The 14556-nt window shown below is 68.3% G+C and carries 9 protein-coding genes and 1 pseudogene; 1 reads left to right on the top strand and 9 read right to left on the bottom strand.

Annotation, left to right across the window (positions count from 1 at the left end; genetic code table 11):
• Positions 1-278 precede the first annotated feature (278 nt).
• The 3 genes from QE454_RS10740 to rsmI are packed head-to-tail and all read right to left on the bottom strand — an operon-like array spanning position 279 to position 3728.
• Positions 279-1262 (bottom strand): TatD family hydrolase, encoded by a 984-nt coding sequence (locus QE454_RS10740; RefSeq protein WP_309668635.1) that lies wholly within the window; start codon positions 1260-1262, stop codon positions 279-281.
• Positions 1263-1267: 5 nt separating this feature from the next.
• On the bottom strand, positions 1268-2860 hold the full coding sequence (gene metG, locus QE454_RS10735) for a methionine--tRNA ligase (protein ID WP_210074046.1): 1593 nt from the start codon (positions 2858-2860) through the stop codon (positions 1268-1270).
• Between the two features lie 49 nt (positions 2861-2909).
• Entirely contained in the window at positions 2910-3728 is an 819-nt protein-coding gene (gene rsmI, locus QE454_RS10730; protein ID WP_307455517.1) for a 16S rRNA (cytidine(1402)-2'-O)-methyltransferase, read from the bottom strand.
• Positions 3729-3751: 23 nt separating this feature from the next.
• Here rsmI and QE454_RS10725 point away from each other — a divergent pair, with 23 nt between their 5' ends.
• Entirely contained in the window at positions 3752-5323 is a 1572-nt protein-coding gene (locus QE454_RS10725) for a dolichyl-phosphate-mannose--protein mannosyltransferase (protein ID WP_307455520.1), read from the top strand.
• 311 nt (positions 5324-5634) lie between these two features.
• Here the strand turns inward: QE454_RS10725 and QE454_RS10720 are convergent, their stop codons facing one another.
• The 6 genes and pseudogenes from QE454_RS10720 to QE454_RS10700 all read right to left on the bottom strand — a co-directional run bounded on the left by QE454_RS10720 (position 5635) and on the right by QE454_RS10700 (position 14416).
• A complete protein-coding gene (locus tag QE454_RS10720; RefSeq protein ID WP_307455521.1) occupies positions 5635-6525 on the bottom strand; it encodes a hypothetical protein in 891 nt (296 codons plus the stop codon).
• Positions 6526-6919: 394 nt separating this feature from the next.
• Entirely contained in the window at positions 6920-8914 is a 1995-nt protein-coding gene (locus tag QE454_RS10715) for a hypothetical protein (protein ID WP_307455523.1), read from the bottom strand.
• Positions 8915-9016: 102 nt separating this feature from the next.
• Positions 9017-9475 (bottom strand): annotated as a pseudogene (locus tag QE454_RS17305) (PA14 domain-containing protein); the annotation flags it as partial.
• A 780-nt stretch (positions 9476-10255) separates the two neighbouring features.
• Positions 10256-12073: a thioredoxin domain-containing protein gene (locus QE454_RS10710; RefSeq protein ID WP_307455525.1), complete on the bottom strand. Its 1818-nt coding sequence runs from the start codon at positions 12071-12073 to the stop codon at positions 10256-10258.
• Positions 12074-12092: 19 nt separating this feature from the next.
• Positions 12093-12929 (bottom strand): aldo/keto reductase, encoded by an 837-nt coding sequence (locus QE454_RS10705; RefSeq protein WP_210074031.1) that lies wholly within the window; start codon positions 12927-12929, stop codon positions 12093-12095.
• An 86-nt stretch (positions 12930-13015) separates the two neighbouring features.
• Positions 13016-14416 carry an aminotransferase class I/II-fold pyridoxal phosphate-dependent enzyme gene (locus tag QE454_RS10700; protein ID WP_210074029.1) on the bottom strand — a complete coding sequence of 467 codons (1401 nt, stop codon included), beginning with the start codon at positions 14414-14416 and terminating at the stop codon, positions 13016-13018.
• Between the last annotated feature and the right edge of the window lie 140 nt (positions 14417-14556).

Here is a 14556-nt window from a genome sequence, read left to right as displayed (position 1 = left end):
CAGCGGCATCCGGGGCGAAGGGCCTGAGGAAGCGCGAACCGCTGAGGCTGCGCGACGCCCGGCGCACCCGCGCCACATCACCTCAGCGATCCGCACAGAGTCAGCGGCATCCGGGGCCGAGCGGCTGAGGCTGCGCGAATCACGGAGACTGCGCGGCGCCGGGCCCACCCACGCGACATCACCTCAGCGATCCGCACAGAGTCAGCGCGATCCGGGGCCAAAGGACTGAGGAAGCGCGAATAACTCAGGCTGCGCGACGCCGGGCTCGTGCGCGCCGGTCAGTCCTCGAACGCGCCGTAGACGCGCAGCGTGTTCGCCGCGACACGGGCACCGAGCTCGTCAGTGTCCATCGCCAGCTCCGCCGCGAGGAAGCGCAGCGTCACCGGGATCAGATATGGCGCGTTCGGGCGGCCGCGGTAGGGAACCGGGGTGAGGAACGGCGCGTCGGTCTCGATGAGGATCCGGTCGAGCGGCGTGACCGCGAGAGCGTCGCGCAGGTTCTGCGCGTTCTTGAATGTCACGTTGCCCGCGAACGACAGGTAGTACCCGCGGTCTGCCGCGATGCGCGCCATGTCGGCGTCGCCCGAGAAGCAGTGGAACACCGTCTTGTCGGGGGCGCCGACCCTCTCGAGGGTCTCGAGCACGGCCTCGTGCGCGTCGCGGTCGTGGATCTGCATCGCGATGTCGTGCTTCTTCGCCAGCGCGATGTGCGCCTCGAAGGAGCGCATCTGGGCTGGGATGCCGTCGGCTTCGGTCCGGAAGAAGTCCAGGCCCGTCTCGCCGATCGCCCGGACGCGGGGTTCGGCGGCGAGTTCGTCGATGACGGCGATCGCGGCATCCAATTCGCCTGCCCGCTCGTAGACCGGAGCCTCGTTGGGGTGGATGGCGACGGCGGCCAGCACCCGGGGGTGCGAACGCGCCGCCCACGCCGACCAGCGCGAGGAGTCCACGTCACCGCCGGCCTGCACGACGCCGTGGACGCCGACGGCGAGCGCGCGCTCGAGCTGCTCGTCGAGCGACAAACCGGTGTCGCCGTCCTCGATCTCGAGGTGCGTGTGATTGTCGTAGACCGGGATGCCGAGCGGCTCGGGCGCCGGCGGATAGCTCACGTCGCGACGGCCGTCGACCGAGCGCTCGCGCACGTACTGACTCGGATCACCGCCGTCGATGGTGCCGCGTGGACGTTCAACGGGCGCGGAGCCGGGGGCCGGTGCGGCGACGGTCGCCTCGCCGGGCTCAGGGACCGCCGCTGCATCCGACATTGCCGTCACGCCTGCTCGACGCGGGGGAACAGCGGCGAGAGCGCGTTCACCGAGGAGCCGGGGCGCAGCACGCCCCATGCCCCCGCTTCGCGCAGACGCTGATCGTTCAGGTCGCCGAGGCTCTCGGACGCGCCCAACGCGAACCACAGCTTCTCGGTCGACGCCGGCATGACCGGCGACAACAGCACGGCGAGCGCGCGCAGGCCCTCGGCCGCGGTGTACAGCACGGTACCCAGGCGCTCGCGCGTGGCCTCGTCCTTCGCCAGAGCCCACGGCTCGTTCTCGGTGATGTAGCCGTTCAGCGCGTCGACGATCGTCCAGATGGCGGCGATCGCCTCGTCGATGCGGAAACGCTCCACGGCGGCGTCGGCGTTGGCCGCGGCATCCGCCACGATCTTCTGGATTGTCAGGTCGCTGTCGGTATACGCGCCGGGCTCGGGCACGACGCCGTCGAAGTACTTGGAGATCATCGCGATGGTGCGGGACGCCAGGTTGCCGAAGCCGTTGGCCAATTCGGCCTGATAACGGGCCGAGAGGTCTTCCCACGAGAAGGAGCCGTCCTGACCGAAGGCGATCGCCGAGAGGAAGTAGAACCGGTACGCGTCGGAGCCGAAGACGTCGGTGATCTCGGTCGGCGCGATGCCGGTGAGCTTGGACTTCGACATCTTCTCGCCGCCGACCAGCAGCCACCCGTGCGCGAAGACGCCACGCGGAACGTCGAGGCCCGCAGCCATGAGCATGGCGGGCCAGATGACGGCGTGGAAACGCAGGATGTCTTTGCCGACCACGTGGTACGCGGGCCAGCGGCGCGCGAACTCCGCGGTGACCTCGCCGGTCTCGGGGTCGGTGCCGTACCCCACGGCGGTGGCGTAGTTGAGCAGAGCGTCGACCCACACGTAGATGACGTGCGAGGGGTCCCACGGAACGGTGATGCCCCAGTCGAAGGCGGAACGCGAGATCGAGAGGTCTTTCAGACCGCTGCGCACGAACGAGACGACCTCGTTGCGCGCCGACTCGGGGCGCACGAAGTCCGGCTCGGTCTTGTAGAGCTCGAGCAGGCGGTCCTGGAACTCGCTGAGCTTGAAGAAGTAGTTCTTCTCTTGCAGCAGCTCGAGGGGCTTCGAGTGGATCGCGCAGACCTTGAGTCCCTCGAAGGGCCCCGTGCCGTCGACGATCTCGGCCTCGGGCTTGAACTCCTCGCAACCGACGCAGTACAGCGCCTCGTACTCGCCCGCGTAGATGTAGCCCCGGTCGAACAACGCCTTCACGAACTGCTGCACGCGCTCCTCATGGCGCGGCTGCGTGGTGCGGATGAAGTCGTCGTTGGCGACGTCGAGGGTCTCGAGCAGCGGGAACCACGACTCGGTGACGAGCTTGTCGACCCACTCCTGCGGCGTCACGCCGTTCGCGGCGGCCGCCCGCAGCATCTTCTGGCCGTGCTCGTCGGTGCCGGTGAGCATCCACGTGTCGTCACCCGCCTGGCGGTGCCAGCGCGCGAGCGTATCGACGGCCACCGTCGTGTACCCGTGCCCGATGTGGGGCAGATCGCTGGGGTAGTAGATCGGCGTCGTGATGTAGAAAGATCGGCCGGAAGTCACCTGGAGATTCTACGGGGAGGCACCGACACGGCCGACCGTGTGACGGGTGTCAGCGTTTGACGGCCAGCGCCGCCTGATATAGCTCGCGCGAGGAGTGGCCGGTCTGCGAGGCCACCTCGGCGGCGGCCTCTTTGAGCCGCGCGCCGCCGCGCACGATCTCGAGCACCTGGGTCACGGCATCCGAGAACGCCACCTCTCGAGCGGTGGCACCGCCGACGACGATGGCGATCTCACCGCGGACACCATCGGCCGCCCACGCGGCGAGCTCGGCGAGGGTTCCGCGCTTGACCTCTTCGTAGAGCTTGGTGAGCTCGCGGCAGACGGCGGCGGGACGGTCGGCGCCGAACTCGGTCGCGAGGTCTTCGAGAGTGGATGCCAGTCGCGACGGCGACTCGAAGAAGACGAGGGTCCGCTCCTCCGACGCCAGCTGCGCGAAGGCCTTGCGGCGCTCCCCCGGCTTGCGGCGCGGGAACCCCTCGAAGGCGAAGCGGTCGGTGGGAAGGCCCGCGACGGCCAGGGCCGTGACGACCGCGCTCGGCCCGGGGATCGCGGTGACCGTGACCCCCGCGGCGGCGGCCGCCGCGACGAGGCCGAAGCCGGGGTCGCTCACCGTGGGCATGCCGGCGTCGCTCAGCACCAGCAAATCGTCTTCGCGGGCGAGCTCGACCAGTTCGGCGGCCCGCTCCTTCTCGTTGTGGTCGTGCAGGGCGATCAGGCGCGGCCGGTTCTCGACCCCGAGTCCCGCGAGCAGGCGCTGCGTGGTGCGGGTGTCTTCTGCCGCGACGACGGTGGCGTTCTCGAGCGCCTCGATCAGACGCTTCGAGGCGTCGCCCAGGTTGCCGATGGGGGTCGCCGCCAGGATGATCACCGTTCCACCTTAGGCTGGGGGCCGTGACCACCGCCGTCCCTCCGCTGCTCCCGTCGATCGAGCAGACGCGCGTCGATCGGTGGCGCGACGCCCTCCTCGACGGCCCCCGCGGGTTCCGCTTGTGGCGCTGGCTCGCACCCGCGCTGGTCACCGTCCTCGCGGCAGTGCTGCGTCTGGTCGACATCGGCAATCCGCACCAGCTCGTCTTCGACGAGACGTACTACGTGAAGGATTCGTGGAGCCAGTGGGTGCTCGGCTACCCCTCGACCTGGCCCGACGGCGCCGACGCCAGCTTCGCGGCGGGGGACACCGACGTCTTCACGGGCATCGGCAGCTACGTCGTGCACCCTCCCCTCGGACGCATCCTCATCGGCGCGGGCATGGCGCTGCTCGGTCCCGACTCGGCGACGGGTTGGCGCATCTCCGCCGCCGTCTTCGGTACCGCGACGGTGCTGCTGGTGTACCTGCTGGCGCGCACGATCACCCGGTCGATCCCCTTCGCGACCGTGGCATCCGGTCTCGTCGCGATCGACGGCCTCGGGATCGTGCTGAGCCGCATCGCGCTGCTCGACGTCTTCTTGACGTTCTTCATCGTGCTCGTCTTCTGGTTCGTCGCCCTTGACCACCGGGGCAGCACCGACCGCTTGCGCACCGCCATCGCGGCCCTGCCGGGAGAACGGCACACGTGGGGGCCCGTCCTGTGGGCCCGCCCCTGGCTCTTCGCCGCGGGAGCCGCCGCCGGGGCGGCCACCGCCGTGAAGTGGTCGGGACTGTACGTGCTCGCCGCCGTCGGCTTGTACGCGGTGATCACCGACGCCCTCGCCCGTCGCCGCGCCGGAATCGATCAATGGCCGATGGATGCCGTGCGCCAGGGCCTCGCATCGTTCGTCCTGCTCGTGCCGGTCGCGGTGGTCGTTTATCTCGCGAGCTGGTCGGGGTGGCTGTTCTCGAACGGCGGCTGGATGCGCGGCACCCCGGTCGCCGCGACCGGCATCTGGGGGTGGGTCCCGGAGCCGCTTCGACAGCTCTGGGCCTACCACCAGGAGATGTACGCGTTCCACGTGGGCCTCGTCACCCCGCACAGCTACGCGAGTCCCGCCTGGCAGTGGCCGCTGCTCATCCGCCCCACCTCGATGTACTGGCACCAGGACCAGGCGGGCGTCAACGGCTGCACGCTGCCGACGGGCTGCACCGAGGCGATCTCGAGCATCGCGAACCCGATCATCTGGTGGGCCGGGGTCGCGGCGTCCCTCTATCTGCTCGTGCGCTTCGTCATGGTCCGCGACTGGCGCTTCGCTCTCGTGCTGACCGGACTCGCCGCCACCTATGTGCCGTGGCTGCTCTACCCCGAGCGGACGATCTTCCAGTTCTACACGGTGGCGATGCTGCCGTTCCTCGTGCTCGCGCTCACCTTCGCCCTGCGCGACGTCGCCCGCGGGGTGAAGGGCGCGTCGAGAGCAAGCGGGCAGGCAGTCGTGCTGGCCTTCCTCGGGCTCTGCCTCGTGATCTCGGCGTTCTGGTATCCCGTGTGGGCGGGGCTTCCGGTGCCGTACGAGTTCTGGCGCCTGCATAACTGGCTGCCCACCTGGATCTGATCGGGGCGCGCGCGGGTGCGCCGTCGCGCGCGGACGGGTGCGCAACAGAATCGCGAAGTGATAACGGGATCGGACGCCCGCGGATCGGCACCCGAACCCGTTGCAGGCATCGGAATCTGAAGAGGCCCCCCGGGGGGACCATCGCGAGCACAGACGGCTGGCGGCACGTCCCAAGGTCTGCGCAGCGGGGGAAGCTAGTCAACTAACGCACCGGTGGGCCCCTCCGCCTGGGCGGCGACTATCCGGCGGTGTCGCAGTTCCTGAAAGTGGCCCGGGGCGACAGGTGGGATTCTGGGCCCGGTGTCACCTGGCTACCAGCCCTCCCGCCACGGAAAAGTCGACTCCCAGGGCGATCGGGCGCGTGATTCGCATACGTGGCGATCGGCTTGCAAGTCGTTCAGGAGCTTTGCGACCACCTTCGGGAGGACGATTGGTTGATCCGGGCCATCATTTATTACGAGGGTGGACAGAAGCGACGTGACCCCATCGAAAGCAGCTAGCCCAGCTCTGCCGCTATCGAGAGCAGCGACGATGGCCAGGTGGGAGCCGTGCACTCCCTCTTGTATGACATCGTCCCGATCACAAACACCGACTTCACTCGTCGCGGCAGGAATACTCTGACCCGGCGACATGCGGTTTGCTATCGCGGCACGCCATGAATACATCGACTTGCTCGACAGACGCCTCGGAACTACTGATGGGTCATATATCCAGAAGATATCGCGAGGATCCAAGGCACCCGATATGAGGGAGTTGTTTGAAACGCCACCACGCGCTTCCTCCGCCACAACGTCAACCCGCGACCTGAGCAAGCGCGAACCGAATGACCAGCCGAAAGCGCGGCAGAGGGCCTCGACGGCCAGAGTCGCCTCGGCTGGGTAATTCTGGGCGAATTCGACGATGATCCACTCGCATAAAAAGGACCCGAAACGTGAACTTCGCTTAGCGACATCCACCACATCGCTCACTATTGCCACACCATGGTCATCCCAAGCATCGTGCGCAATGAGAAAGTAGTAGTACAGACGTTGCCATGCATAGGAGGCAGCCTCCGCGTCGTTTGCAGCGAGCTCCATCGCATCAGCGTGAAACGGCCACGCCTCTGATTCCCATTCGTCCAGTTCGTCAAGGTGAGATGTTGAACCATGTCGCCATGAGTTCAGGAGGCGCCACCCAATAGCGTTGCCCGCGTCTTCGTTCATTTACCTCCTCCTTCTCTTCGGGGACTTAGCGGAGATTTCTCATCATCCCACCACCTCCCCGCAGCGGGATGCTGCGCCCGCCCCCGCCCCCGCCCTTGCCGGAGGATCCTCGCGCGCCCGACGTCGACATGGCAGACGTGTAGATCGCCAGAGAACGCCCAATGATTCGATAACCGCGCGCCGAAGCGGGAAGTCGAATAGGCGACGCAAGTGTCGTCCGCATGATTCTGGTGACAACGGCTGGCCCGAACCGCCGTTCGTAAGTCGTGATTTTTTTACTCAGCGCACTTTCCATGTCGACAAGCGTTCTTACGTGCCCCTCAACCGTACCTGGCTTGCCGCTCTCTTGCGTGAATAGCGGCAACTTCCACTTGTCCGCGAACAGTTCTGCTCGTCAATTTTCGACAACTTTGAAGCGCCGCAGGAGATTTTGAAGATACTCGTACTCCTCAGAGGTCTCTTGCCTAAGCCCCGTCACATCGCTGCTACCGATCGGGTCGGTCGGCCAGACATAGTCGTTGTCGACACCGCCCTCGACGGGGTCGACCTGCAAGAACCGCCCCAACGCGGGGACGTAGAGACGCGCACCCATCTCGATGACCAGGGTCGACTCCACCGACTCGGTCAGCTTCTGTGCGCCCTGATGCCATCCGGTCGTCCCGTTCACGGCTCCCGTGTCGTCGGCCGCACCCGTGCCGATCGCCAGAGTCTGCGGATCGAGGGGTTGGCCGAACGGGTCATACAGGCGCACATTGGAGGAGTCGTAGCCGCTCCCCGTCGTGAGAGTGTGCCCCTGAAGAGAGGGGTAGGACCACGTTTCCGTTCCCGAGGCCGGGATATCGACGGTGACTCCACCGGGGAGAGGAAGGGACACCACCGGCGAAGATCCATCAGAAAGCACCACCCACGGCACGTCGCCATCGCCCGCATATACGAACCGAGTGGTGACGGCCGGCGCATCACCCGCCGGATGGACCGTTCGACTCACGACGCGTCCCGTCGCATCCCGCACGAGCGACACCGTTGACCCGCTCGCGTAGACCGTGCCGACGTGTTGATTGGCAGCGTCGTACGAGAACGTCATGTCGGCAAGACGCGTGGTGTTGCCGCTCACGTCGTAGGCGATCTCGCTTGCGCTCAACCCATCGGAGACCTGGGAGGCGCCAGACACTGCGCCGGTCACCGTGCTCGAAAGGAGCCGATCCGCCCAGTCGTAACAGTTCTGCGTCTTTGTCGTCGAGATGACGGCGAAGTATCCACGGCTATCCTCTGTCCCATAGACATCGGTGTACCCGCTGCGATTGCCCGACGCACCCGCCGCCGTGTTCGGCCCGCACCCGCCTGACGCCGCGAACTCGTACGACAGCCGGTGCCCGGGAATCTGAGCCGCCACAAGTCGGCCAGCCGCGTCGTAGCGGTACGTCGAGTCGAACACCTTCGTACCTTGGGCCGTCTTCTCTCGAACGATTCGACCCGCGACGGAGCGGAAGACCTCATCCGTAATCTGGTCGGCCGCTCTGAACCGCCACGTGTTCGACGCGACCGTTCCTCGCTTGTCATCCCAGGTGGCGGTCAGCCCCGACTGGCCGTAGTCGACTCCCGATAGACGCTGCTTCGCATCGTACGACGGCGTCGCGTAGGTGCGCCCGTTGTAAGTGACACTCGTCGTCTTCCCGTCGAGGTCGTACGCGAAAGCGGTAGTCGAGGACGACACATTCGGACCCGCCGTCGTCACGCTGTTTACCCGGCTCGTGAGTGGAGCGTACGAAGGAGTCGTCACCACGCCCCACACATCGGTGTACGACACGCTGCGCCCGAGTAGGTCGGTCTTCGTCGTCACGGTCGACGTCGAAGAGCCGGCGACGGTCGGTCCCGTCGACACGACTGTCAAGCCCGAAGCCGTCGAGGTGTACGTCGTCGTTACGGTCTGCGTCGACACGCCCGCCGGGCCTGCTGACACCTGCTTCACCGCACGACCACGCGCGTCGAACGTCGTGCACGACCACGCCTCGTCGCCCGTCACGCGTGAGCCCACGGTGCGCCCCATCACGTCATACACGTACGACGTGACGATCGCCGTACCGCTGGCGGGCGTCGGCCCCGTGGAGGACTTCAGCATCCCGAACTGGCGCTTACCCGCGGGTACGCCGCACGTGTCAGACCCAAGCTGCTCGAGGTCGCCGTAGTACGCGCGCGTCGTGCTCTTGGCATCCGTGATTGATCCAGATGCCGCGACGGCGGGCAAAGCCCTTGCCTTCTGCCGCAACCACCCGTTGCCGTTGAGCGATTCGTAGGTGTCCGTGCTCCTAAGCGCAAGACCACCCGGGTCGACGGTGTTCTCGGTTGCCTGTCCGACGACGGGGTTGGCGTAGGCGGTCGCGGTGATCATCGAGGGGGCGGCTGCTCCAGCTATGGACGTCGAATCGTCGGTCGCTGTCGACGTGACGAGACCGTAATCAGGACGCAACTGGGAGCCGGGCACGATTACAAACGCACCATTCGATGGCGTAGACCATTTCAACTGCAAGAGCGCAGACGATGTGTCGTCGAAATACTCGATACGAATGCGTCGAATCTCCCCCGCCGCGACTGTGACGGGCGCGCTCGTCTCGTCAGTCGCCCCCTGTGAACGCCAACGATCAGTCGTGCGAACGTCATCCAACCACGTGCGCGCGCCATCGTCGCTCGTCGTGCGAAGGCGGTAGGTGCCAGCTTCGGGGAACGTGATGATGCCGGTGAGACGAAGGGACCAGTGGTCGGCCGACACTCCCGTGACGGGCGCATTCTGTCCCCAATCGCGATCGACCGCGCCCCCACTCGCTCCTTCGAGACCCAGACTGTACGCCTCGGGCCTGCCGGACAGCTTTTCGGTGTTCGAGTAATAGCGGCGGGGGCCTCGTTCGAGCCGCCGCTGAACACCGGGGCGAGCGGGTGGTCTTCCACCTTCCATTCGTCACCTTGGCGCGAGACCGAGTTGTTCACGTCGACCCAGTTGCCGGCGTCGTCCTGCACCCGCGTCGGCTCTGACGTCAGATGCGTGATCGACCCACCCGCTGGCCCGCGATACTCGGCCGCGTTCTCGGCCTCGTCGATCAGCTGAAGGTTCGACGTCGAGATCTCGCGCTTCTCCCACTGCTCAACGGCGGCCCCCTCAGCCGGCCGCGCGATGGGTGCGACCGGCTGAGGCTCCTCCACGGTCGCGTCGACCGACGACGGGATATCGAACGTCCCTTCCGGTACGCGCGGTTCTTCGGTCACCTCATCGGTCGACGGAAGTGCCGGCGCCGAGTCGGCGGTCGGCTCATCCGCGCTTCCCGGTGGCGTCACCGCGTACGCGGCATCCGCCAACGCCCCCGCGCCGATGAGAAGAGCGGCCGTAACCGCGAGAGAAACGAACGGCAGACGAACAGAATGAAACAACGACGGCCCCCCGGCAGGCCGCCTACGTGGCGGTCAACTTCGCCTGAATGCAGGCAGCGCTGATGCTACACACAGAAAGTTTCCAGTTTTTCGCTTAGGGGTCTTTCGATGCGCCAAACGTCACTTCCTAGCTCAGCCGCAGGGCTCCTCGATAGCGGATTTTGGCACCCGAACGCTTCACTGCGATTCGTGTACTCGCACCAGGTCGCGGTGAAACCCCGAGCGACATCATGTTCTGTCGGACGTTCCCGATCTCACGCTCACGCCATCGCACCGCGCGCCGCGGCCCGCTGGCGCGGTCGCCCACGCCTCAGCTCAGCGCGGCCGGATCCGTCGTCGGCAGCGCGCACGTGAAGGCACGGCAGTCGTACGCCGTCGCCTCGCCGCCCAGGGCGGCCTTGCCCTCGAAGAGCTCGAACCCCGCCTCGGCGAAAGCGACAGCCTGTGCGGGCGACACCACCGCCACCACGTCGGCGGCGATCCGGCGGGCGGCGTCGGCGATCTCGGCATCCGTCTCGCCCACCACGACCACCTGGCGCGGGGCCGAGGCCAGGCCGAGGGCGACCTCGAGGATCGCGCCGTGCGCGAGGGGCGACGACAACGCGGTGTCGGCCGCGGCCCGGACGAGGGTCTCCGCGGCGGTCCGGTAGCTCTCCCCCGCCCCGAGGCGCCACAGGTCGAGGGCGGCAGCGGCGAACACCGACGGGCCCGAGGGCGAGGCGCCGTCGGTGGGCACGGCGTGCGACTGCATGCCCTGCCCCACGAGCACGGAGTCACCACCATCCGGAGGACGGATGCCGTCGTCGCCGACGCACAGGTCCACGAGCGCCCGAGCCCGCGCGGCATAGGCGACCTCCCCGGTCGCACGGGCGAGGGCGAGGAGGCCCCGCGCGAGTCCGCCGTAGTCCTCGAGCGTCGCGGGGGCAGCGGAGCGGATCTCGTCGAGCGAGGCGCGGCGAAGCGTCCCGTCGTCGGCGACGTTGCTTTCGAGCACCGCGTCGGCGGCCCAGCGCGCCGCCTCGAGGAAGCGGGGGTCGGTGCGGGTTCCCGCGGCGGCGAGGGCGGCGATCGCGTGCCCGTGCCAGCCGGTGACGACCTTGGCGTCGAGAGCGGGGGGCTGCAGTGCCGAACGGTCCGCGACACGGTAGTACCCGCCCTCGTTGCGGACCCCGTCGATGATCGACTCGGAGTCTTGAGCCGCGGCGATCCCGCCCGAGGGCAGCTGCAGCACGTCGACGAGGAAGCGGGCGGCATCGGTCGCCGTGGCGTCGTCGCCCGCGGCGAGCGCGACCTCGACGAGCCCGGCGTTGTCGGTGAGCATGCGCTCGTAGTGCGGCACGCTCCAGTCGCGGCGCGTGGCGTAGCGGAAGAATCCGCCCTCGACCGTGTCGTGCAGGTCGGAGCCGGCCATGGCGGACAGGGCTCGGGATGCCACGTCCGCGGCATCCGGAGCGTCCGAGGCGAGGGCGGGGTGCTGCAGGAAGCGGAGCACCGGGGTGTTCGGGAACTTCGGGGTCTCGAAGGCGGGGCCCGCGGCGAAGCCGAAGTACTCGCGGTCCTGGCGCGCGGCGATCGTGCGGGCGGCGGCCGCGAGCTGGTCGAGGGATGGCGGGGCGTCGGCCGGGGCGGTGGCTGCGGCGGCCAGGGCGTCGCGGAGCGAGGAGCCCGTGGCATCCACCTCGCTCCGTCGCTCGGTCCACGCCTCGCGGACCGCGGCGAGCACCTGGCGGAACGAGGGCTGAGGCGGGCGGGGCGAGGGCGGAAAGTACGTGCCGGCGTAGAAGACGCGCCCCTCGGGGCTCGCGAACACCGTCAGCGGCCAGCCCAGGTGCGGCGTGAAGGCGGACGCGGCGTCGAGGTAGGCGGCATCGACATCGGGATGCTCTTCGCGATCGACCTTGATCGAGACGAAGCCCTCGTTCAGGATGCCGGCGGTCTCGGCATCCTGGAACGATTCTCGCGCCATGACGTGGCACCAGTGGCAGGTGCTGTAGCCGATCGAGATCATCACGGGGACGTCTCTCTCGGCCGCGAGCGCGAACGCCTCGGCCCCCCAGGGGAACCACTCGACGGGATTGTCGGCGTGGGCCCGCAGGTAGGGGCTCGAGGCGTTCGCGAGGCGGTTCATGCGCTCGGTCGAGCTCGGGTCAGTTGAGGTCGTCGGGGTGCGTGCCGACGCGGCCCGAACCGTCACCCGGGTCGACCGCGTCGATCGCGGCCATCTCGTCGGCGGAGAGCTCGAAGTCGAACAGCGCGAAGTTCTCTTCGAGGCGCTCGCGGCGCACCGACTTGGGGAACACGATGAAGCCGTGCTGGATGTGCCAGCGCAGCACCGCCTGGGCCGGGCTCTTGCCGTGGGCCTCGGCCGCGTCCTTCACCGCGGGGATCTCGAACAGGTCGTACTTGCCCTGACCCAGCGGACCCCATGACTCGATGTGCATGTCGTGCTCGTGGCCCCACGCGGCGATCTCGCGCTGGCTGAGGGCGGGGTGCAGCTCGATCTGGTTCACCACGGGGGTGACGCCGGTCTCGGCGACGATGCGCTCGAGGTGCGGCACGAGGAAGTTCGAGACGCCGATCGAGCGGGTCTTGCCGGCCTCGCGGATCTCGATGAGCTTCTGCCACGCGTTGACGTAGTTGTCGTTCTTCGGGGTGGGCCAGTGGATGAGGTACAGGTCGACGGCGTCGAGCTGAAGCTTCTGGAGGCTCTCGTCGATCGCGGCGTGCGCGTCGTCGCCGTCGTGGCGGTCGTTCCAGAGCTTGGTGGTGACGAAGAGCTCGTCGCGCGGGATGCCGCTGGCGGCGATCGCTCGACCGACGCCCTCTTCGTTCTTGTAGATGGCGGCGGTGTCGATGTGTCGGTAGCCGACCTCGAGGGCCTCGGACACGGCACGCTCGGCGTCGTCGGCGGGCACGAGGAACACGCCGTAGCCGAGCTGGGGGATGGAGTTTCCGTCGTTGAGCTGAACTGAAGGAACGGTCATGCATCGAGCCTAGGAGAATCGATTCGAAGCGGCTTCGGGGTTGACGGGGTGCGCGGGGCGGGGACGAAGCACGCGCGTCGCGCGCATCACGACAGCGGCGGGGCGATCGCCGCGCGGGCGAGGGCCTCGGCGACGAGACGGACGTTCTCCGACACCGATCCCCCGGTGACGCGCACGCGCCCGCCGCCCGCCCCCGGCTCGGGCGACGCCTCGACGACGAAGGGCGCTCCCGCCGACACCGCGATCCCCTCGGCCGCGAGATGCACGACCGCCGCGCGCTCGTCGAGCACGGGAACCCACAGGTTGATGCCGTCGGGTGCGCCCACGTCGACTCCGCATCGCCGCAGGGCGTCGGCGAGGCGATCGAGCCGGTCGCGATAGATGAGACGAGCGGTGCTGACGGCGGCGATCGAGCTCGAATCGGTGAGGAGTTCCCGCAGCACGCTCTGGAGCAGACGCGAGGTCCACCCCGGCCCGAGCATGCGGCGGCGGACGATGCGTTCGACGATGTCGGCGGGACCGCCGAGGGCCGCGATCCGCAGGTCGGGACCGTGGGATTTCGAGAAGCCGCGCACGTGGACCACCTGAGCGGGGATCCAGCGCGCGAGCGTGACGGCGGGCGCCGTGGCGATGAGCGCCGAGTGGTCGTCTTCGATCACGGTGACCCGACGACCCCCGGGTACGGTCAGCAGCACGTTGGCGAGCCGGCGGGCTCGCTCGGACGACATCGACACCCCCGTGGGATTCTGTGCCCTCGGCTGCAGCACGAGCGTCGAGGGCTGTCGCGCCAGAGCCCTCGCCAGAGAGGAGGGGAGGATGCCGTCGGCATCGCTCTCCAGCGGGAGAGGGATGCCGCCCGCCGCGTCGACGAGATCGAAGATGTACGGGAACCCCGGGGACTCCACGGCGACGCGATCGCCGAAACGGACCACCTGATCCACCGTGCGCGAGATGCCGTCGAAAGCGCCGTCGACCACCGTGAGGGCCTCGACGCCGCTCACCGGCCACTGCTCCATCAGGACGTCGTACAACTCGGGCAGCACGGGAAGGTCGTGGTACCGGCCCGTGTCGGCTCGCGGTCGCGCGAGCGACAGCGCCCTCTCGATCGACGGCAGGAGCGCCGGGTCGGGCGTTCCGCGCGAGAGGTCGAGGCGCGCGGAGGCGGCGACGCGACCTCCGAGCCCTCGGGGTGGCGCGGGAACACCGGGGGCGTCGAGGGCCAGGCCCCGTACGCGCGGGCTCAGCCACTCCCGCCGCTCGGAGCGCACGAAAGAACCGGCGCGTCCCCGCGAAACGATGACCCCCGCGTCGGCGAGCGCGCGCCACGCCGCGGCCACGGTTCCGGTCGACACTCTCAGCTCGGCGGCGACGGCGCGCACCGTCGGCAGGCGCTCGCCGGGCACCAGCGTCCCATCGGTGACGAGGCGCGCGATCTCCGACGCGAGACCCGCGGAGGAGCGTTCGGTCAGTGCCTCGGCTTCCAGCATGTCGCCCCTCGCCCTCGTCGTTCCCCGCGGCGCCGGCAGATCGCGCGAAGCCTCTTCTCTTCACCGTGTTGTCACGCACGGAAATCGTCGGGAAATGTTCAGCCGCGACAGTAACAGAACACGGCACCGGCCGTGAGATC

This window comes from Microbacterium sp. SORGH_AS_0454 (genome assembly GCF_031453395.1).
In the GTDB taxonomy this organism is placed as follows: Bacteria; Actinomycetota; Actinomycetes; order Actinomycetales; family Microbacteriaceae; genus Microbacterium.
This window is presented reverse-complemented; position numbering and strand designations above follow the sequence as displayed.